The sequence below is a fragment of the Flavobacterium sp. JP2137 genome (assembly GCF_050562195.1).
Classification (GTDB): domain Bacteria; phylum Bacteroidota; class Bacteroidia; order Flavobacteriales; family Flavobacteriaceae; genus Flavobacterium.
In genome coordinates, this window is record NZ_CP191647.1 from 2,861,945 (window position 1) to 2,883,280 (window position 21,336).

20 protein-coding genes are annotated in these 21,336 nt (G+C 42.1%); 6 read left to right on the top strand and 14 right to left on the bottom strand.

The window, feature by feature from the left end; all coding sequences use genetic code 11:
• Nucleotides 1–13: 13 nt before the first annotated feature.
• Nucleotides 14–850, bottom strand: a complete 837-nt coding sequence (locus tag ACQZ43_RS12675; RefSeq protein ID WP_430613049.1) for an alpha/beta hydrolase family protein — start codon at nt 848–850, stop codon at nt 14–16.
• A 118-nt stretch (nt 851–968) separates the two neighbouring features.
• Nucleotides 969–2,309, bottom strand: a complete 1,341-nt coding sequence (locus ACQZ43_RS12680; protein WP_430613050.1) for an NCS2 family permease — start codon at nt 2,307–2,309, stop codon at nt 969–971.
• 161 nt (nt 2,310–2,470) lie between these two features.
• On the opposite strand from ACQZ43_RS12680, the gene ACQZ43_RS12685 reads away from it, so the two are divergent.
• Nucleotides 2,471–2,827 (top strand): BlaI/MecI/CopY family transcriptional regulator, encoded by a 357-nt coding sequence (locus ACQZ43_RS12685; protein WP_430615672.1) that lies wholly within the window; start codon nt 2,471–2,473, stop codon nt 2,825–2,827.
• 6 nt (nt 2,828–2,833) lie between these two features.
• Nucleotides 2,834–4,459, top strand: coding sequence for a M56 family metallopeptidase (locus ACQZ43_RS12690; RefSeq protein ID WP_430613051.1), 1,626 nt, complete (start codon nt 2,834–2,836; stop codon nt 4,457–4,459).
• A gap of 100 nt (nt 4,460–4,559) precedes the next feature.
• Here the strand turns inward: ACQZ43_RS12690 and ACQZ43_RS12695 are convergent, their stop codons facing one another.
• The 4 genes from ACQZ43_RS12695 to ACQZ43_RS12710 all read right to left on the bottom strand — a co-directional run bounded on the left by ACQZ43_RS12695 (nt 4,560) and on the right by ACQZ43_RS12710 (nt 7,554).
• Nucleotides 4,560–4,952 (bottom strand): VOC family protein, encoded by a 393-nt coding sequence (locus ACQZ43_RS12695; RefSeq protein WP_430613052.1) that lies wholly within the window; start codon nt 4,950–4,952, stop codon nt 4,560–4,562.
• Nucleotides 4,953–5,018: 66 nt separating this feature from the next.
• The gene (locus ACQZ43_RS12700) at nt 5,019–5,774 is read right to left on the bottom strand and encodes a LytR/AlgR family response regulator transcription factor (protein ID WP_430613053.1); all 756 of its coding nucleotides are present in this window, start codon (nt 5,772–5,774) and stop codon (nt 5,019–5,021) included.
• 71 nt (nt 5,775–5,845) lie between these two features.
• On the bottom strand, nt 5,846–6,202 hold the full coding sequence (locus ACQZ43_RS12705) for a hypothetical protein (RefSeq protein WP_430613054.1): 357 nt from the start codon (nt 6,200–6,202) through the stop codon (nt 5,846–5,848).
• Nucleotides 6,193–7,554: a 2TM domain-containing protein gene (locus ACQZ43_RS12710; protein WP_430613055.1), complete on the bottom strand. Its 1,362-nt coding sequence runs from the start codon at nt 7,552–7,554 to the stop codon at nt 6,193–6,195. Before ACQZ43_RS12710 ends, ACQZ43_RS12705 begins: the two co-directional genes overlap by 10 nt.
• Nucleotides 7,555–7,992: 438 nt before the next feature.
• Here ACQZ43_RS12710 and ACQZ43_RS12715 point away from each other — a divergent pair, with 438 nt between their 5' ends.
• Together ACQZ43_RS12715 and ACQZ43_RS12720 are read left to right on the top strand one after the other, a co-directional pair.
• Complete coding sequence (locus tag ACQZ43_RS12715) at nt 7,993–8,541, top strand: IS1096 element passenger TnpR family protein (protein ID WP_430613056.1); 549 nt, start codon at nt 7,993–7,995, stop codon at nt 8,539–8,541.
• A gap of 74 nt (nt 8,542–8,615) precedes the next feature.
• Complete coding sequence (locus tag ACQZ43_RS12720) at nt 8,616–9,680, top strand: nucleoid-associated protein (RefSeq protein WP_430613057.1); 1,065 nt, start codon at nt 8,616–8,618, stop codon at nt 9,678–9,680.
• Nucleotides 9,681–9,827: 147 nt separating this feature from the next.
• On the opposite strand, the gene ACQZ43_RS12725 is transcribed toward ACQZ43_RS12720, so the two are convergent.
• The 3 genes from ACQZ43_RS12725 to ACQZ43_RS12735 form a co-directional block, all read right to left on the bottom strand.
• Nucleotides 9,828–10,130: a hypothetical protein gene (locus ACQZ43_RS12725; protein WP_430613058.1), complete on the bottom strand. Its 303-nt coding sequence runs from the start codon at nt 10,128–10,130 to the stop codon at nt 9,828–9,830.
• Nucleotides 10,131–10,182: 52 nt separating this feature from the next.
• The gene (gene msrA, locus ACQZ43_RS12730; protein ID WP_430615674.1) at nt 10,183–10,731 is read right to left on the bottom strand and encodes a peptide-methionine (S)-S-oxide reductase MsrA; all 549 of its coding nucleotides are present in this window, start codon (nt 10,729–10,731) and stop codon (nt 10,183–10,185) included.
• 1,422 nt (nt 10,732–12,153) lie between these two features.
• Nucleotides 12,154–12,624, bottom strand: coding sequence for a hypothetical protein (locus ACQZ43_RS12735; protein WP_430613059.1), 471 nt, complete (start codon nt 12,622–12,624; stop codon nt 12,154–12,156).
• A gap of 442 nt (nt 12,625–13,066) precedes the next feature.
• Between ACQZ43_RS12735 and ACQZ43_RS12740 the strand changes: the two genes are divergently transcribed.
• Nucleotides 13,067–13,765 (top strand): ABC transporter ATP-binding protein, encoded by a 699-nt coding sequence (locus ACQZ43_RS12740; protein ID WP_430613060.1) that lies wholly within the window; start codon nt 13,067–13,069, stop codon nt 13,763–13,765.
• A gap of 114 nt (nt 13,766–13,879) precedes the next feature.
• On the opposite strand, the gene gltS is transcribed toward ACQZ43_RS12740, so the two are convergent.
• The gene (gltS, locus tag ACQZ43_RS12745; RefSeq protein ID WP_430613061.1) at nt 13,880–15,076 is read right to left on the bottom strand and encodes a sodium/glutamate symporter; all 1,197 of its coding nucleotides are present in this window, start codon (nt 15,074–15,076) and stop codon (nt 13,880–13,882) included.
• Between the two features lie 281 nt (nt 15,077–15,357).
• Here gltS and ACQZ43_RS12750 point away from each other — a divergent pair, with 281 nt between their 5' ends.
• Nucleotides 15,358–16,500, top strand: coding sequence for a DEAD/DEAH box helicase (locus ACQZ43_RS12750; protein WP_430613062.1), 1,143 nt, complete (start codon nt 15,358–15,360; stop codon nt 16,498–16,500).
• A gap of 57 nt (nt 16,501–16,557) precedes the next feature.
• Here ACQZ43_RS12750 and ACQZ43_RS12755 read toward each other — a convergent pair whose 3' ends face one another.
• The 4 genes from ACQZ43_RS12755 to ACQZ43_RS12770 form a co-directional block, all read right to left on the bottom strand.
• Complete coding sequence (locus tag ACQZ43_RS12755) at nt 16,558–17,322, bottom strand: TIGR02757 family protein (RefSeq protein ID WP_430615677.1); 765 nt, start codon at nt 17,320–17,322, stop codon at nt 16,558–16,560.
• A gap of 457 nt (nt 17,323–17,779) precedes the next feature.
• Complete coding sequence (locus tag ACQZ43_RS12760; RefSeq protein WP_430613063.1) at nt 17,780–18,691, bottom strand: Ppx/GppA phosphatase family protein; 912 nt, start codon at nt 18,689–18,691, stop codon at nt 17,780–17,782.
• A gap of 4 nt (nt 18,692–18,695) precedes the next feature.
• Nucleotides 18,696–20,789 (bottom strand): polyphosphate kinase 1, encoded by a 2,094-nt coding sequence (ppk1, locus tag ACQZ43_RS12765; RefSeq protein WP_430613064.1) that lies wholly within the window; start codon nt 20,787–20,789, stop codon nt 18,696–18,698.
• A complete protein-coding gene (locus ACQZ43_RS12770) occupies nt 20,786–21,274 on the bottom strand; it encodes a SixA phosphatase family protein (protein WP_430613065.1) in 489 nt (162 codons plus the stop codon). The genes ppk1 and ACQZ43_RS12770 overlap by 4 nt, the downstream gene beginning before the upstream one ends.
• Between the last annotated feature and the right edge of the window lie 62 nt (nt 21,275–21,336).

Below are 21,336 nucleotides of genomic sequence, written 5' to 3' on the forward strand. Positions count from 1 at the left end.
CAAAAACAGCTGCTTACTTCCTTAAAAAAGCTACCGTTTGACTCACTACTTTAAAGAGATCAAGCGGTAGCTCTTTTTTATGCCAAGGGTGTCGCGCGCCAAAGACGTGATCGGCCTCTTCCAAAAGGTATAATTCCGAATTTTTAGCCCATAGATGCAGCCATTCCGCTTCCTTGACCGGCACCGCTTCATCGGCCATACCCTGTATGATTAGCAGGGGTTTCTTGAGGTGTTGTGCACAATTTTGAATGTCGAATTGACGCTCATGCCGTTCGAAGTCTTCGTAAAACGAAAAGTAATGCGGCATATTTTGTTGGGTGCGCCCGTTTACGCTGTAAAAAACGCCCTCTTCCTTCCACTTCTCAAAGCGCTGTCCCTGCGGAAATCGCCTCTTGAAATCGGCCACACCGGCCCAAGTGATGATTTTGGTAACCATTGGGTTTTCCGAACCTTGAACCAATACCGTTCCCCCACCTCTACTGTGTCCGATTAGCGCGATTTGACTGCGGTCGACTTCATCGCGTGAACTGAAATAATCCAATACCGCTTTGAGGTCTTCTTGCTCTTGCGAATAGGTGTTTCTGCCAAAGGCCTCTAAGTCGTCAAACTCCAAGGGGTTTTCCAAAGTAGTGCCGTTGTGCGAGAAATTGAATTTTACGACAAATAAACCCGCCTTAGCCATAGCCTGCATGGCCAGCTCCCAAGCGCCCCAATCCTTAAATCCCTTATAGCCATGGCAAAAAACGACCAAGGGCAGCGGCTGTTGGTCGGTAATGTGGTAACTGTCTGCCAGGAGCTGAATGCCTTCGCGTACGGTGATAAGCTGGTTTTTCTGTGTGGTTAACTTCATTTCTTTGATTTTTATTAATGACCCTAGAGCAGATCGCGCTAAAGGGAACAAACGCCATTTTTAGTACAATGCCCTGATTACAAGTTACTCCTAATAAAAGACAACCGCAACAAATCGATTATTTATAAACCACTTCCAATACGATTTTGACGAGGAAAAGTATGGACAGTACAGCCAGCGTTAGCGTGATCTGTCGGTATTTACCGGTAAAGAGCTTTAAAAAGGTAAAACTCAGTATTCCAAAGACGATACCCTCAGCAATGCTATAGGTAAAAGGCATGAGGACTATGGTTAGAAAAGCGGGTAAACCCTCGCTCATATCGTTAAAATTGATTTTAGAAACCGATGAAATCATAAACAAGCCCACTATAATTAAAGCAGGAGCGGTAGCCGAAGCGGGAATCATTAAAAACACCGGGGCAAAAAACAAGGATAGCCCAAACATCAATGCCACGCCTACGGCGGTTAGTCCAGTACGTCCGCCCGAGGCAACCCCCGACGCACTCTCTACATAAGAAGTAATGGAACTCGTGCCTAAAACAGCGCCAAAAGTGGTGCCCATAGCATCGGAAAACAAGGCCTTCTTCATCTGTGGGAAATTCCCATTGGCATCGGCTAAATTCGTTTTGGACATGACGCCAATCAATGTGCCGACGGTATCGAACAGATTGACGAATAAAAAGGTAAAAACCACCACCAACATATCCAACGACAATATTTGCTTCCACCCTTCTCGTGTAAACATCGGCTCTAAGGCCTGTCCGAATATCGGTTCAATCGAAGGAGGTAAACCAATCAGCGAGGTCGACGGCCAAACCACATCGCCCAGTATAAATCCAAAACCCGTAGCCACGAGTATACCAACCAAGATTGCTCCGTTTATGTTTCTTACAAATAGGATTGCCGTTACCAATAATCCCATAAAAGCAATCCAAACACTATGCTGGGAAAAATCGCCCAAGCGAACCAGGGTATTGGCATCTGAAGTAATAATTCCAGCGCCCTTTAATCCGATCAAGGTGATAAATAAACCAATCCCCACCGGTATGGATTCCTTGAGTATGACGGGTATGTTTTTAACGATCAGCTCCCGAATATTAAACAAGGTCAAAAACAAAAAGATCACCCCTTCGATAAAAACAGCGGTCAGTGCAAATTGCCAACTGTAGCCCATCGTCAAAACAACGGTAAAGGCAAAAAAACTATTCAATCCCATACCCGGCGCCTGAGCTATGGGCAACTTGGCATACAACCCCATCAGCAAGGTGGCAAAAATCGTTGCCAAGGCTGTAGTGGTAAACAAGGCCTCGCGGTCCATGCCGGTTTGTGCGAGTATATTCGGATTGACGACCAAGATATACGACATGGTCAAAAAGGTGATTAGCCCTGCGGTTAATTCCTTTCTAATGCTGGTATGGTTCTCTTTTAATTGGAAAAAATTCTCAATGATTTGTTTCATTTGCTATCGTTTTCTTAGGCTGCGCTATATCAATCGATAAAGATAAGCATAAACCCCAGTTCGAATAAAAATTAATTAACTTTTAAAAACTATAAAAATAGTTGTATAACTATAAAAATAGTTTTATGTTTGTTTCAACGCTATTATTAAATATCAAGACCATGGAGAAACTGACCAACAAGGAAGAACAAATCATGCAAGTAATCTGGAGGCTCGAAAAGGCATTTGTCAAGGAGATTATGGCAGAACTTACCGATGAGGAGTTGCATTACAACACCCTTTCGACCATAGTTCGCAATTTGGAAGAAAAGAAATATGTCGGCTACCGCGCTTTTGGAAAAACCCATCAGTACTTTCCCTTGGTCAAGCTAACGGATTACAGAAGTAAGTTTATGACCAAGGCGGTGGATTCCTTTTTTGAGGGTTCGTATTTGGATGTGGTTTCCTTCTTTGCTCAAGAGGAAAAGATCAGCGCCAAAGAGCTCGAGGAGATACTCAGAATGATAGAAAAAAAATAATCCAATATGGAAGCGCTATACCTCTACCTCTTCAAGGCCAATTTGCTGTTGACCCTATTTTATATACTGTATAAAATACTGTTGCAACCCACGACCTTTTACACCCAAAATCGCTATTATTTTTTGAGTGGGCTACTCCTATCGCTCTTAATGCCTTTATGGTACTTTAGCCAAACCGTTTGGATAACCGCCGATGTTTTAGACGCTCCCATAGCGGCTTTACCCTCGGTCGCCCAAGATCGGGAGCATCCGCTTGACTTTGCCCTTGTAATCTCAGGGACTATTGCTGCAACCGCCCTTGTTTTGCTGACCCGATTACTCCTTAAAATACGTCGAGTACACCACCTCTCTACAGTCGAACAACCGCTTATCCGCAACGGTATTCGATACTACGACCAAGTGGAATACCGAACTCCGTTTTCCTTTTGGAACAGCATCTATTACAATTCCCGCAACTATAGCGAAGCGGAATTGGAGGTCATACTGCTACACGAAAAAGTACACATCGACCAAAAGCACACGGTAGATATACTAATCTTACAATTGCTCTGCTGTTTGTTTTGGTTTAATCCGTGGATGTGGAAACTAAAAACCGCGGCGATTGCCAACCTGGAGTTTTTAACCGATGAGGCCGTTTTACAGCAGTCGCCCCGTCCTGTACTCTACCAAAAGACCCTGTTAAAAACCGTGGGAATACCGTTGAAAACTTCGATTACACCCGCTTTTAATCAATCCTTTATAAAAACGAGAATCATGAAAATCAACCAATCGAAAACTCAGAAAATTCAAGCTGTCCGCTACGGCTTCCCTCTGGCAGCAGTAGTGGTATTTACACTGCTCTTCCAAGTAAAAATCGTCGCACAGGTAAAGACGCCCAACAGCCCACCCAATACGGCTGTGGCACCGCCTATGCCTCCGCAAATACCTGCTGCAGTTTCAGAACCGAACGACAGTCAAATGGGCACTTCCAATGCCTCGCAAACCGCTGCGGCAATTCGCGATAACGCCACGGCCATTAAAGACCTAGAAAACGCCAAAAAAGACACTAAAACAGCCGCAGAAGCTATAAAAGAGGCCAAAATAGATATGCAAACGGCTAAAAGCGACCTAGAAGCGGCCAAAGCGGATATAGAGACGGCTAAAAGAGACTTAGAAACCGCAAAGAAAGATATTGAAACGGCTAAAAGGGATGTGGAAACCGCAAAGAAAGATATCGAAGCGGCTAAAAGGGATGTGGAAACCGCGACCAATCAGCTGGGAACGAAGGTGCTGACCTCCAAGGATAAGCGCACAAACACAGCGCTTACAAAACGCGATATACTAGCGCTAACGCAGGCAAAAGATGCTGCTACTAACGCCCGGAAAATCGCCTTGAGTCAGGTCGAAGCCAATCAAAAACACCTGGAAGAAGCACGAATAGCTGCCTCAAATGCCCGGAAAATCGCTCTGAGTCAGGTCGAAGCCAATCAAAAACAACTGGAAGAAGCACGAGTAGCCGCCTCGCATGCCCGAAAAATCGCTCTGAGCCAGATTGAAACCAATCTAAAACAACTGGAAGAAGCACGAATAGCCGCCTCTAATGCGAGAAAACTGGCCCTAAAGCATATCGAAGCAAGCAAAAGAGATGAATAGAGAAGCCTAACTGCAAATTTTCACGCCACCCCTTAAAATCTCCATGCTTTTGAGTTATAAAAAAGTGCTGCATTAATAATTTTAAAGCAGCACTGCTACTTTATTCCATAGGACTGCACAACTCGATTAGGAAACCGTCTAAATCTCGCAGATAAGCCACGGTTTGTCCCCAGGGTTTTTCCACCATTTCCTCATAAATCACCCCGCCACAACTCAAGGCATGCGCCAGGGTTTCCGCTAGGTTCTCACTGACAAAACCCAATTCTATTCCGAAGGGCTTACCTTGTATTTCACTACGGATAAAACCCTTTTTCAGATTGCTCGATGCCAAGTCTAAAGAGGCAAACGCCAGGGTGGTTGTTCCGGAAATCAGTTCTCCGTAATCGTTTTCAGGGCTGCGAAATTTTGGCTTAAAGCCAAAAGCGCTTTGGTAGAAATCCATCGATCGCGCCACATCTGAGACATATAATATGGTATAAGAAAATGTAATCATAAGTGTTTTTTATATCTTTAAACAATCCATTCACGCGATAAACGCGTTGTTTTCGGTCGGTAAATTTTATCCAATCCAAGTTTTAAATTCGTTAACCCGCTCGCGACTCACGATGAGTTCTTCTTCGTTATAATGGTTTAAACACAAGCGCAGTCGAGAATTGCTGTAGACCGCAATGTCTTTGATGTCCGAAAGCGCTACGATAAACTGTCGGCTTATTCTAAAGAATTGATCCGGGGCAACCAACTCCTCTAACTGATCGAGCGACCACTCGATCAAATAGTTGCGATGGTCTTTAGTTCGGATATATGTAGCCTTGTTTTCACTGTAAAAACACGCGATATCCGCTGTGACTACAATCTTGATCTGCTGCCCTATTTTAATGGAGAAACGCTCTTTATACTGGGGTTTGTTTCCCGTATCTATAAACTTCTTAAACAGGTTGAGTTGTTCGGAAAACTCGAAGAACGAATTCCGGTGATCGACAAATTTGTGCACGGCAAATAGCAGTTCTGCATCTTGAATTGGCTTGAGCAAATAATCGATGCTATTGAGCTTAAAGGCTTGCAGCGCATAGGCATCATAAGCTGTAGTAAATATAATTGCAGAGCGAATAGTCACTTGTTCAAATATTTCAAAGGACAGGCCGTCGGAGAGCTGTATGTCTAAAAAGATCAAATCGGGTGCGGGATTTTGTGATAACCAGGCTACGGATTCCTCTACGGATCCCAATTTCACTTCCACCGCATATCCCAGCTTTTCAATTTTGCGTTCCAACAGTCGCGCCGCAGGTTTTTCGTCCTCAATGATAATGATTTTCATCTGTCGTATATGGTTTTTAAGCAAGGCCCTTTACCGGATACCGAGATATCCACAGCTGCTTAAGGCCGTTGTTAATGGGAATTATAAAATTGATTTTCAAAGGAGTGCCGTTCTTTTTCCAGGGTTTTCTCGAGCAGTTTGCGCTGCCAATTTCGCAAAACCGGAATTCGATCGGCATAGTACAAAACAAATTGTACGCCAATGCAAAACAACCACAAGGCCGGAATCTCATAAATGGAAAAAACCGCATTAACCTCTATCTCAATCCACTGAAAATGATACAAGACAATAAGGATTGCACTGACGATTAGCGCCAGCAGCAGTCTAAAATAAATTCGACGCAACCTTTTGACCTGCGACTGTGCATATAGGGCTTGCGCCCTTTTTACTTGGGAATCGTTGACCGCGTATTTCATAACTATTCCCATTTGGTGCTACGTCGTTTTTCCTCTTCCAAAATCTGCTGCAATTTTTTGTCCTCCCAATTGCTACCCAAAAAGAGCTTGTAATTGTATACCCGCATTCCGTGAGACAATATACCGATACCCCATCCAAAAAGCGGGAATAAAAACCACAAAAAGGCGGGTTCTGTGTATAAGTTGACAATCATTAAAAAGGCGTTGACCGCCAAATAACTGGTTAAATGACTGTAGAATTTCTTGATTTTTTCGACTTTCTTCTTTGCTTTGATAAAGAGCAATTCTTCTTTTTCGCTAATGTTTTCCATTGTACTGATGTTTTTTATGAGTATGGGTAATTTTACTGTAAATTTTTCTGGGGTTTCCTCGATCAAAAGCTGTCTTGAGGTCAGCAAAGCATAACGATCGGCGATGTTTTGCAAACCAATTCCCCTGCGCTCGTCATGGGTTTTCTTCTTTTGCAGGTTGTTTTCGACAATCAAATAATCCGCTGTTTCTATGATGGAAATGTGAATCGGATGTAGACCGCTGGTCTTGTTGTGCTTGATGACATTCTCCAAGAGCAACTGCAACGACAAGGGAACGACCTTGGCTTCGGCATGTTGAATTTCTGTGGGAAAGTCGTAAGTGACACTGTCTTCAAAGCGCATCTGAAGCAAGAGCATATAAGTTCTGGCAAAATCGATCTCCTCCTCTACCGAAATCAAGACCTTGCTTTTCTGATCCAAGATATAGCGATAAATCTTGGAAAGCGATTGGGTAAACTCCTGCGCCTGACTCGGATTTTCGTCGATTAAGGCGTTGAGTACGTTTAAGCTGTTGAACAAAAAATGCGGATCGAGCTGATTTTTTAAACTTTCGAATTGCGCCGACACATTGCCGGAAATAACCCGCTCCCTTTGCAATTGTATCGCCTGTCTACGCCCGTTAAAATAGAAGTAGTACCCCCATAAAACGGCCATTGAAAAGCTCATACTAAATAAGGCGAAATTGGGAAAGGGGTCGTGAAACACCCAATCGGCAGGCGGTTTTTGCGCGATAAAAATTTGTTGCAAAAATTGGTAAATCTTCGGTGCGTAAAAAAAGGATAAACTCGCCACGCCCCAAGCCAAAAACAAATTCAGGTAAAACAACAATCGGCTTTCCATGAGTTTGCGGTCGAAGCGCTTTTGAATTTGAAGAAATGTCATACCGTTGCTGTAAAACAAAAACAACCCGAAAAAAACCCAAGAGTTTGCCGTATTTAATAAAGCGACCCAATCGCTGTGATTTCCCTTGTATTCCATCTTGGCCACCACGGCAAAACTAAAGAGGCATGCAAACGCCAAAAAGGAAGTATAGCTGTTGTTTAATTTTTTCATAGGGTATTCGTTTCCGAGAAAGCGCGGTGGACTACGGTTGCGTAATCGGCCCTTTCTTCCACGGTATTACAGAGACAAATGTCACTATTTTTAGTTAAAAAATCATCACATTTTAAAAAGGATTCCAGATGGGGAACAACAAAATTGATCAGTGTGATTCCGGCTAGTACAAAAAAATTCATCGTTTCGCGTTTTTTGGTTTGATGATTCAAATGTCGCTGCTTTAACGCTGCTAAAAAAAAAAGAAGAACCCAACTGTTGAATTATGGGGATGAGCTGTAATTTTTGCTGTGTGTGGCAAAAAAACCTTTGCTTTTATAATAAATTGAAACTCAGAATAGACGGTGTCTATATCAAAATAATTAGAAAAACAAACCAAAGTTTTTCCTTTTAAAATGATATTAAGTTTACCTTTGTCTTTTAACAAAGCAACAGATTATGGTTTATAAATTCAGAGTAATACTTGATACAGAAGAAGATATATTTCGAGATATCGCTATTTTGGAAGAGGACTCTTTAGAGGATCTACACAATGCAATTGTCAATGCATTTGGTTTTGACGGCATGGAGGTCGCTTCTTTTTACACTTGTGATGCCGACTGGGCACAGCAAGAAGAAGAAATTCCCTTATTTGATACCGGCGAAATTGCGGGTGAACAAAAAACCATGGCAGCTTACGCGATTAATGAACTCCTAAATCCGGAAAACAACAAAATCATCTATGTATATGATTTTTTAAATATGTGGACCTTTTTCGTTGAATTAGCCGCGGTTGAGGAAAAGCAAATTGGGGTAATCTACCCGGATTTACTCTTTGCACATGGCGAACTACCGGTGGATTCCATGTTAAAGAACTTTGACAATGCCCCCATGTCTGAACAAGATATCTTCGGGGAATTTGACGACGAAATGGACGAGGAGGATTTCGACCTCTTTGACGGGGACGATAGCTTTGAAGATTTTGGTTATGAAGACAACTGGAATTAATTTTTCCAGTTTTTCCTATTTGATTTAATTTTTTTACCAATAGTAAGTTTTACTTACTCCTTACTCTTTACTATATGATTAATCTATTCAATGCTCATATTGAAACGCTTAGCATTCACCGCGTGGGGAATAAAAGTCGTAATGAAGCCATTTTTTTATCGGAACAACCTTATCATTTAAACGATGAAATCGCTCCCTTGTTAAAGGAGTATTTCTTTAAGCCCTTTCGAGAAAAAGAAGAAAACTATTTTCAATTTGCCCATGATGTCGATTTAGAATATAATGAAATGTACAATTTTAGCAACGAGCTTTTCAATGCGCCTTCGGCAGAAAACGTTCAGGAAGTAGCTAAAAAGATTACCCGCCATTTACACGAACAATCCAACCATCCACACATTAAAAATGGAGAGGTATACGTCACTTATTTAACCAATGTATCCATAGACAACAACATAGTCGATGCCATTGGTATTTTTAAAAGTGAGATTAAAGCAGATTTTCTTCAGTTTGAAGAAAAGGGCAGCAATTTGGAAATGATTTTACAACAGGGAATCAACCTGAATAAACTAGACAAGGGCTGTATCATCTTTAACTATAAAAAAGAAGAGGGTTTTAAAATCCTAACCATCGATAGCAACCGTTATGACGCGCGTTATTGGCTGGAGCACTTTTTGTCGGTAGACGCTTTTCAGGACGAAAACTTTATGACTAAAAAGTATTTAAAATTCTGTCAAGATTTTGCAAAGGACGTTGTGCTTCCGGCAGAAGACAAAAAAGAAGAGGTGATGTTTATGAACCGTTCGGTCAATTATTTTGCCAAAAATGACGAGTTTGAAGAAACCAACTTTTTAAACGAAGTCATCGACAATCCCGATTTAATTTCGGAGTTTAAAAACTACAAAGTCGATCGTGGCGAGAAATACAGCATTGAAGACACGACCAATTTCCCCATTGCAAACAATGCGGTTAGCGATGCGCGTAAGAAAATTAAAAACGTTATCGCTCTAGATACCAATATCCAAATCAAATTGGATTTTATCAATCCGGAAAGCGCAGAGAAATTCATCGAAAAGGGATGGGACGAAGAAAAACAGATGTATTACTACCTCGTTTACTTCAACAAAGAAGAAAAATCATAATATAGATTATGAAAAAAGGCAACTTCTCAGTTGCCTTTTTTCATTTATATTTTAAGCGTAACGGTTTGCGGTTGTCGCGGATTTACAGCGCTATACTTTCTAAAAGCAATTGTCGGGCAAATTTCAATCAACCCACCGCCAAAATTTTTACAAAGTGGGGTTTTTCTGTATGTAATGGGTATAAATCCAAGTGAGCGTAAAAGTCGGTATAAAGTCCAAGCCCGGCGACAATTCTTCGATAAAGGCGATGGTTCCCCCTACCTTACCCACTGTACCTTTATACATACGCGCCAAGAGCAATCCGGCTATAGGTGCCCAAATAACATCGCTAAACTCCCCTAAAAAAGGGATTAAATAGGATAAATAACCTACTGCATCCAAGAAAACACTCCAAACCAATTGGGTGTATTTTCTAGATGAAGCAGCCGATCTTAATTGTAAGTCATTCATAAGTAAACATTTGATGTTCTACTAACTAACTTTTCAATATCCGTGCCAGCTTTTATTTGAGTTTGCTCGCATAGTTCTTTTTGAACTTGGCTACCTTGGGCGACACGACCAATTGGCAATATTGCTCCCCTCCATTTCTTTCAAAATAATTTTTGTGGTAATCCTCTGCTCGGTAAAACTTGGTCGCTGCAGATATCTGAGTAACTACCGGTTGCCCGTATACATTTTCATTGATCAAAATATCCAAATACTCTTGGGCATCTTCTTTTTGATCGGTATTGGTGTAGAAAATTTCACTGCGGTACTGCGTTCCTACATCCGCGCCTTGTCTATTCAGGGTCGTTGGATCGTGAGTGGCAAAAAATATTTCCAGCAATTCGTTATAACTGATTTGCGAGGGGTTATAAACCACTTCAATCGCTTCTGCATGTCCGGTATTACCGGTGCAAACTTCTTTGTACGTTGGGTTTTCTATATGCCCGCCTATATAGCCTGGCCAAACGCTTTCCACGCCTTTTAAAGAAGTGAATATCGCCTCGGTACACCAAAAACAGCCGCCGGCAAAAATAGCGATTTCGCTATGGGGATTTCTTTCATTCATCTGGATTTCTCTTTTTGTATTCGGTTTATCGGTAAAAGCAACTTTGCTTTGACAGCTACCTAAAGTAATCGAAACAAAAAACAACAATAAGCTATTCATTTCAATATATATTTATATATCAAATATATCGCTTTTATTCTATAAAAAATATTAAGTAAATGTGAAAATGTAGGTTTTCTTCCGAGGGCTTATCGGAGTACTTTAAAACTACACCACTGTGCTTCTTGATAGATTCAGCAACCTATCGCGATTTTATAAGTAACTTTTCCGACACCAATACCCCTCCTTCCGCAGCGCTTATTTTTACGATTTAGAGACCTAATCCGTGAAGCGATATGGAATTTATATGAGACGAGACTAGCTCTTTTCGGCATAGTTTCCCTATTCTATCCAAGGTTTCAACATGTTGGGGAGCTTGCGGCGATGCGAAATTTTATTCGAATTGCAGCATTTCCTGTGCGGGACTGGAATACCTCTTAAAGGAACTCTTGTCAAAATTCGACACACTTAAAAGTCGGTTGTTGTAAATCGTTCGATTACCCGCTTCATTCTCAATAATTAACTCCTTTGAGTGATCTGATCGACTAAATTGCGAATACTATACTGCCTGGTCCGATAAGGCCATACGGGTGCATCGCTAAAAATGCCGATATACGGCAAAGCAACTTCCCTGTTTTTCTCTCTTCGTACATAAGATGTCTAAAGTAATATGGGAGTTTACTTGAAAATGAGTATCACCGATATATACTAATTTTCTTCCCAAGAAACTGCCGCCCCCACTTGGACAGACTATAGTCGTCATGGTATCTTCGCCAACGCCAAACATAAAAAGCTAATCTCTTCATTCACGGGAATGGGTGCTACTTCGCTGTGGACGATTAACTGTTGCAAAAACTAAGTGTTTGCTATCAAAACCTCGGGTTGCGCCTGTGCCCATTGTCCGCCGAGTAAAACCGTTATAATCATACATACTGTTGCTTTCATAAGTATGTTGTTTTATCCTCGTTTAACTCATATTTTTTCAGAAGCGCTAGGAGCTCCTTCTCGATTGATCTATTTTACGATTAAAAACCCGAGTATAGTTATAGTAGCTAGACGGATTTTGTATCGGCCGACATATTCTTTCTAAGGTATAATTCCCCTGTTCTATCCTAGATTCAACATATTGTGGAGCTTGCGGCAATGCGAAATTTAATTCGAATTGCAGTATTGCCTTTGTGGGATTGGAATACCTTCTAAAGGAACTCTTGTTCAAGTAGGCCCCATGCTTCCGCACATTCCGACATCCGTTGCGCCAACTCGATTCAAACCCAGCCGACAAAAAACAGCCTAGCAATAACAGTCGTCAAACACTTGTCAACCAGCATAGCCTTTCGAGTATTAGCCACCGAGTTTTATACTGTTGTACGGCTCCAAAAATGTCTATTGAAACATCACTGTTTTGCCGCTTTTGGACATTTTAATCAAATAGTAAGGCTGGGAGGGCACCTCAAAACCGTTGTTGTTTACGCGCAGGGCTACCTGAACAATTCTATTGTTGGAATCGTCGGTAATTTTATCTACCTGTACCACATAACCCGTATGTGGCCGTACAATGTCAAAAGAAGCAATCACGTCGAAGGTTGTAAAATCGATATCGCTTTCAATAAACGTATCGGAAACCGCATAGAGGGTATTCATTTTTTCGATCAAATCGTTCCATTCGCTTTGGCCGGTAATCCACAAGCTTCCTGCTTCTATACCTTCACTTCCATTTCCCAATAGATTACCCATACCGATTAAAGTGAACTCAATATTTACGGGCTCAGGTATAGTCGTAGATTTTTTTTCCACCTTTTTTTGGCAACCAACCATCAGGAGAATTAGGGTTAGTACCATCATTTTGTATTTCATAATTTCCTCGTTTTTTTGACGAATCCGCGCTTTCAGCCGCTCATGTGCTACCCACAACTAATAGAACAATCGGAAAGGTTGGATGTCTGTGTTTTAAAGTATTTTTTGTTTGAATCGCTTTTATCACTCGAAGCACTCGATGGTTTATCAACGCGTTGACAAACAGTTCTACCCATACAAAAGGACATCTCTAACACTTAATCGCAACAAAACGAGCAACGGTATATATATAAAATATTACAAAACAGCCCAGTGAAGTATTTAAAAACACCCTTTGAGGTAAAAATATAAATTAATAGAATATAATTATATATTTTAACAAACTAAAAAAAGTTAAAAAATAGCTTCTAAAAAAGTACGCAAACCGAATTTTGATTAAAAAAAAGAGGGATAAATTTTATTCTATATAAAAACATTGTTACTTTGTATAAAAAGCAAACCGATGATACACGCCACTCGTATTGAAAAGTATTACGACCAATTACAGGTCTTAAAAGGAGTCGATTTACACATTAAGAAAGGGGAAATTGTATCGATAGTAGGCGCCTCTGGTGCCGGTAAAACCACTTTGCTTCAAATACTGGGAACCTTGGATAAACCCGCGGCTTCCGACGGCACCTCCTTGTTTATAAACGGCCAGAACACCCTAAAACTCAATGATCGAGAACTGTCGGCCTTTCGCAATTTAAACCTGGGATTCATCTTTCAGTTCCACCAGCTCCTACCCGAGTTTACCGCATTGGAAAATATTTGTATACCCGCATTTATAGCGGGAAAAGATAAGAGAGAAACCGAAGCTGAAGCGCGCAGACTCTTGGAATACTTGGGACTGAGCCATCGCGAAAAACACTACCCTTCACAACTTTCGGGTGGCGAACAACAACGGGTAGCGGTCGCTCGGGCTTTAATCAATAAACCACAGGTTATTTTTGCCGACGAACCTTCGGGAAATCTCGATACGCATACCGCAGAAAACTTGCATCAGTTGTTCTTTAAACTGCGCGATGAGTTTGGACAGACCTTTGTCATAGTCACCCATAATGAAGAATTGGCCAATATGGCCGATAGAAAACTCGTTATGGTCGACGGTCTCATCCAACTACCCGCTGCTGCGGATATACCGGATTACCCGTCGCTATAGCCGTTTCAGACAGGGAGGAAACCCGAATAGTACAGCTGTTTTTACATAAAAAAATGGCTAAGCGGTCGATTGCCGTTTAGCCATTTTTTTTATTTATAGAACCAAGTCTTAGTATTATGCTAAAAAGCTCACGAACAACTTGATAAAGACGTTGTTGATGATGTCGACAAAGAAAGCACCTACCATGGGTACGATTAAGAAAGCCTTGTGCGACGGACCGTATTTGCTGGTTATTGCCTGCATATTGGCCACCGCTGTCGGTGTGGCGCCCAATCCAAATCCGCAATGCCCCGCACTGAGTACTATGGCGTCGTAATCCCTTCCCATAACGCGGTAGGTAACAAAAATGGCGAAGAAAACCATCAAAGCGGTTTGCGCCAGGAGTACAACGAGTATTTGCGTGGCCAAACCTGCCAAGTGCCACAGTTGTAACGACATCAGAGCAATGGTTAAAAACAGGTATAATCCGGTATTTCCCAAAACATCCACGGCGTGATCGTTAACGATATAAGTAGTAAAATGCGCCATGACGTTTCGGATGAGTACTCCGATAAACAAACACCACACAAAATTGGGCAATTCCAACCAAGTACCCTTAAAGTACATAAACAAAAACTGTCCTAAGGCTATGCAAATCGCAAACATGGTCAGCGTCTCAATCATGTTGTGTACGTTGATGCGGCGCTTAAACAAGGGGTTTTCAAAATTCTCAGTCACCACATCCTCTTCGGTCTGGTCTTTGGGTTTGATTTTGTTTTTATTGAGGAGGTACTTCGCTACGGGTCCGCCTATAACGCCGCCCATAACCAAGCCGTAGGTGGCACAGGCTAAGGCGAGTTCCGAGGCACCGCTAATTCCGAAAGTCTTGGTCAAATCACTGGCCCACGCAGCCCCTGTACCGTGTCCGCCGGTCAAGGTAATCGAGCCGGCAATCAATCCGTAACTCGAATCCAAGCCCACCAGGTTAGCCACCGAGATACCAAAGACGTTTTGCACAAATATAAAGCCACCGGTGAGTAAGACAAAAATCACCAAGGGTTTACCCCCGCGCTTCAATCGCGCAAAATCGGCACTCAATCCTATGGATGAAAAGAAAAACAACATCATTGCGGTTTGCAAGGAGGTTTCAAATTCAAAGCTCATCCCGCTAAAGTAGTAGATCAAATAGAGGATAAGCGCTACGACAAAGCCCCCAACCACGGGTTCGGGGATGTTATAGTCCTGAAAGAACTTTACTTTTTTAACGATAAAAAAGCCCATTAAGAGCACCAAGCACGCAAAGGTTAAGGTTTCAAAAATATCAAATACCATATATTGATTTTATAATTACAGATTCTAAAAGTAAAAGGTGTAAATATAAACATTCACGAACGAACCGCTTTAAAAGACCGCTTAAAATTTAAAAAAGCGACTGTTAAAACGTTAATTCTAAAAATCAATGGCGCAGCTCACGCAAAAAACCGACTGCACTAACCGCGGGTTTAACGCGTTTGATTCGCTTTAAAACGAGCAAAAAATCAGCGGAGTAGTCACTGGATTTAAGCACTAAAAATCCGCTATAAAAACAGTACCTTTGTAGCTTAAATCATTTTATGTCATTTCAATCACTAGGAATATCGTCTCATTTGAGTAAAGCGATCAATCAATTGGGCTTGTTAAAACCCTTTGAAATTCAAACGCAAACCATCCCCCTAATCCTCAAGGGAAAGGACGTGATGGGAATTGCGAAAACGGGCTCGGGAAAAACGCTTTGTTTCGTGGCGCCCTTGTTGCAAAACATACAGCATCAAACCTATGACAAGAGTCGTCAAATCAAGGTATTGGTACTGGTGCCCACTCGAGAATTAGCGGTACAGATCGAAAAGACCTATCAAGACTTACAACCGGCGCTCAGACGTCCGGTGCCCTGTATGGCTGTATACGGTGGGGTATCGATTAATCCGCAGATGAAAAACATCTACGGTACCGAGATACTCATCGCTACTCCAGGTCGTTTATTGGATTTAATCGATCAGAATGCCCTGTCGATTTCAGCCTTGGAATACCTGATTATAGATGAGGCGGACAAGATGTTTCAATTGGGTTTTGAAGAGGAGATGAATCGCATACTGGCGATGATCCCCGCCAAAAAGCAAACCATTATGTTTTCGGCGACGCTAAACGACAAAGTGAGCCAAATCAAGACTACCTTGGGCATTACACCGGAAGTAATCGAAGTCAAAGAAGAAGCTACGGAATTGGAATCGATCGAGCAAGTGGCCTATCGGGTTGCCGCAGCAAACAAGGGTCCCTTTTTGAGGTACCTGATTAAAGAACAGCACATTTCCCCGGTTTTGATTTTTGTTTCTTCGACGAGAACAGCAGAAAACTTGGTTGAAAAACTAAAGAAAAACGGCATCAATGCCTTGGCTGTTCACGGTAAAAAATCGCAAGGAGCGCGTATGGATAATTTGGCCGACTTTAAAATTGGCGATGCCGATGTTTTAATAGCAACAGATTTAATCGGTCGGGGTATACACATTGAGGGCCTGCCCTATGTGATCAATTACGAATTGCCCCGCTCCCCACTCGACTACGTGCACCGCATCGGCCGAACGGGACGTGCGCATGAATTGGGCAAAGCCATTTCGCTGATTACACCCGATGACGAACACCACTTTAAAATCATTCAAAAGAAAATGGGTCGCCAAGTCGAAATACTCGAAACGGAGTCCATCGATTTAAAGGGAATCTAACGATATCACTAGGGCATGAGGAGCTAAAATCCCCATGCCCTAGTTTGTTTTAAGCAATTAAAATCCCTCGAAGATCCCCAGGCCGAAAAGGGCAAAATCGTATTTTACAGGATCGTTTTTATCCAATACCCGCAATCGGCTATCGAGTTCCAACAAAGCTTTAGCATCGTTTTGCCTGCGGTCCAACAGACCCAATTTACGCGCTACATTCCCCGAGTGCACGTCTAAGGGACAGGACAACTTGGAAGCGGGTATATCCTTCCAAATGCCCAAATCCACCCCGCTATTATCGCTTCTCACAAACCAGCGCAAACACATATTGATGCGCTTGGCTACCGATCCCTTTTCCGGATTGGCCAAATGTTTTCTGCTGCGCAATTCGTGGGGTATTTCAAAAAAGATGTGGTGCAGTTCGGCAATCGCCCCTTGTAGAGAATCTGCCGTTTGCCCTTGGGTAAATAGCTGCTCCAAACCGCCGTGATGGGTGTAAATATGCCGCAATGCTCGTACAAAATGTACCAAATCCGTCGCGTTAAACGTTCGGTGTACAAAACCCTCCAAACGCTCCAACTGCGATTCCTCATAGCTCATGACAAAATCAAAGGGCGAGTTGCCCAACAAATCCATCATGCGATGTCCGTTTTTAGTGATGATTTTCCGATTGCCCCAAGCGATGGTCGCTGCGAGAAAACCCGCAATTTCGATATCTTCCTTTAAGCGGTATCGATGCGGAACGCTAATCGGGTCCGGCGCGATAAAATCGACGGTATTGTATTGAATAACTTTGGAATCCAAAAAATCTTTTAACTCGTTTTCAGGTATAATCATGGTCTGGTTACTTTCAAGCAGAATTACAGGCAAATATAGTCTCTTTTATCGTATCACAAGCCCAATCGACCGCCGAGACTGCCGTGTCCTACTCCTTAGGCAAAGGCGCAGTCACCGTCGCCAAAGTGCAGCATCAGCTCCCTACAATCAATGGGAAAACACATTTTGCCACTGAAATGAAGAGTTATTCCACAATTTCACTAAAACAAACTAAATGCTGCACGTTCCCTATTCACCTACTGTTGACTGCATAAATTAAAATGCTTTTTTGTATTCACAAAATACATTTGACTTACTCTAGACCATATTTATATAGAAAATTTCCTCGCTTAATAGTTTAATAGAAGTAAAAAAAGCACTTGTTTTCACTAGCCGAATATAAAAAACAAAAAACGACGAGAAACTCGTTTAAGCTCCTCGCCGTTTTTTGCGATTAGGGTTAGTTATAAAACTACATATCTTGGTAATCCAAGGGAATACTATTGAAGTAAATCGCCTTAACGACCCCGTCGGACAAACCGATTTTGGGCACGTAAATCTGCTTGGCTCCACTCCATTTCATCGCATTGACGTAAATCTTCAAAGCTGGTATAATGACATCGGCGCGATCGGGATTTAATCCCAAGGTGGCGATGCGCTGCTCATAGGTCAAAGATTTCAACAAATTCAACTGGGTGGTGAGGTATAAATATCCCAAGGGCTTGTCTTGAGCTTTGCGCGACATTTTAAAAATCTTGTTGATATTCCCTCCCGAACCGATCAGCAAGATGTCTTTATGCGCTTCGGTTTGCTGTTTGAGCCATTTTTCAATCTCCTCCCACACCGAATCGGTCACCATATTGTTGATTAAACGCACCGTTCCGTTTTTAAACGATTTGGACACCGATGCTTTTCCATTGGTAAACAAGGTAAACTCTGTGCTTCCACCGCCAACATCGACATAAAGCACCGTTTTTTCCAAGGCGATAAACGCTTTTAAATCCGAAGAAGCGATGATACTCGCCTCCTTTTTTCCGTCGATAATCGCGATTTTAATGCCGGTTTCTTCCCGGATCAAATCGACGATTTCCTGACTGTTATACGCTTCGCGCATCGCCGACGTAGCACAGGCCATAAAGCGTTCGACTTTATAGACGCGCATCAGCAATTTGAAGGCCTTCATCGCATCGACCATACGAGAAATGCTCTCTTCTGAGATTTCCCCTACGGTAAAGGCATCTTGGCCCAAGCGAATCGGTACGCGGATCAGGGAGCTCTTGCTAAAAATAGTCGGCTTCCCCTCCTCCTCAATAATATTCATAATCAATAAGCGCATGGCATTCGAACCGATGTCGATGGCTGCGTACCTCTTTATTTTTAACATAGCACTAGTCTAAATTTACATCTAATTGGTCTCTAAAATATCTATAAGTCTGCGTCTGTGCCTGAAAGGCCGATGTGCCTTCGTGTCGGTATTCATTGGACAAATCTTCCGAGTGTATCCGCGCTTTAATATTGCCCTTCCAACCTATGGCAAAGGTATCAAGCAACTCTTTTTTGATGTGAACGTCGTAAATCGGACAGGTCACTTCGACGCGGTCGTCTAAGTTACGCGTCATAAAATCGGCCGAAGAGATATAAATATCCGGATTGCCTTCGTTGCCAAATATATAGATGCGCGAGTGCTCCAAGTACTTATCGACTATACTGATCGCTTCGATATTCTCACTCATCCCCGGTATTCCCGGAATCAGACAGCAAATCCCCCTTACGATTAATTGAATCTTAACCCCGGCGTTACTCGCTTCATAGAGGCGGTCGATCATTTTGATATCGGAAAGGCTGTTCATCTTTAATTTTATATAGGCCTCTTTTCCCAATTGGGCATTTTTGGTTTCCCGTTCGATTAACTTATAGAATTTTGAACGGGTATAATGAGGCGATACCAACAGGTGCTTGTATTTGTGCACCCGATAACTCACCTGTAAAAAGTCGAATATCTTCGACACGTCCTTTAAAATTTGAGAATGACTGGTGAGCAAGGTCACATCGGTATAGATTTTGGCAGTACTCTCGTTGAAATTTCCCGTCGATATAAATCCATAACGCTTGACTTTTTTGTTTTCCATACGCTCGATGACACAGATCTTCGAATGCACTTTTAGCCCTCTAACGCCAAAGATCAGCTGTATGCCTTCGGTTTGCATCAATTCGGCATAATAAATATTGCTCACCTCGTCAAAACGCGCTTGCAATTCAATTTGTACAATGACCTTTTTGCCGTTTTTAGCGGCATTGATTAGCGAACTGATGACCTGAGAATTCTTAGCCAATCGGTACAGGGTAATTTTTATCGACAACACCCTGGGGTCCAAAGCGGCTTCTCTCAAAAAGCGCACTATATAGGAAAAGGACTGATACGGCGTGTGAATCATAAAGTCTCGCCTTTGGATTTCGTCGAGCACACTGCCTTCAAAACTCAATCCCGGCACTGGTAGTGGCGCGTCGCTTTGCGAAATTAAATCGGTCCTGCCCAAGGTGGGAAAATTGACATAATCCCTTCTGTTGTGGTAGCGACCTCCTGGTATGATGCTGTCTATCGCTTCGATTTTTACACGACCCAACAAAAAAACAAGGGTATCGTTGTCCATCGATTGGTCGTAGACAAAACGCACCAACTCCCCATCTCTACGATCGCGAACACTAGTCCAAATTTTCTCGACAAACGACTTGTGCAAATCGGTATCGAAATCCAATTCGGCATCTCGAGTAATTTTAATCATGTGGGCCGAAATGCTTTCGTAATTAAAAATACTAAAAATATGATGCAGATTAAAGCGAATGATATCGTCTAATAGGATGATGTTCTTTTGATTGTCCTGTGAGGGTAATTCGACAAAGCGGTTGATCGTATTGGGGATCTCCACTATGGCATAGCGAATTTCGCGCTTCAACGGATTGATCTCCGAAGGCTGTTTCATCACCAATTTTACGGCCAAATACCCCGAGGTATCTTTGAGCAATGGAAATTCGGCCAAGTCGTTTAATATGATGGTCACCAAATCGGGACTGACTTGGTGTAAAAAGAACTCCTTGACAAAATTCTGCTGTTCCTTATTGATTTGAGTTTCGTCTAAAATAAAGATGCCGTGATGCTGAAGCTTGTCTTCAATCTCTTTGAGAATGCGCAAGCTCTCCGTTTGCTGGTTAATCACGATTTTAGTAATCTGCGCAATTAAATCCTGAGCAGTAATACCACTTTCGAGCTTTTTATGCGCATTTCCTGTAAGGGTAAATCGGCGAACTGCGGCATAGCGCACACGGAAAAACTCGTCTAAATTATTGGAAAATATTCCTAAAAATCGAAGCCGGTCTAATAAGGGCACCGATGAATCTCCCGCTTCCTGTAGCACTCTTTCATTAAAAGCCAACCAGCTCTTTTCTCGATCTAAATATCTAAACTTTATAGGTTTCGGACTCATATTTGTAAATCTCTTGGGAAAATAGTTTGCACAATTTTACCTTTCGAGATTTGGTTCCAATCGTCGGTATCGAAATCGATCTCAACAACACCAGTGGTGGGGACATTTTCTATCGAAAGGTCTCCAAATTTATTAACAAATTTCGTTATAGCATCATTGTGCCCAAAAAGAATTAGGTTAGCATGACGGTTTTCACAACTTTTTATGATTTTTTCCAATTCGGACGACTCAAAAGTGTATAAATCGGGCATTTGAATCAGGGATTCCAAGGGGATTAAAAAATTTTGAGCAAAAATTACCGCGGTCTCTCGCGCCCGCTTTGCCGTGCTGGTCCATATTATAGCCGTTTTGGGCAATTGACTTACCAGAACATCCGAAACCTTATGCGCATCATTAATACCTTTCTTAGACAAAGGCCGATCATGATCCTGAACGGGGGTGTTCCAACTGGACTTTGCATGTCTTATTAAAATTAATTTCTTCATTTGTATAATTTTAAGTTTTCTTCTCTTAGAATGATAATATCAGGTTTAATTTCTTTTTTTAT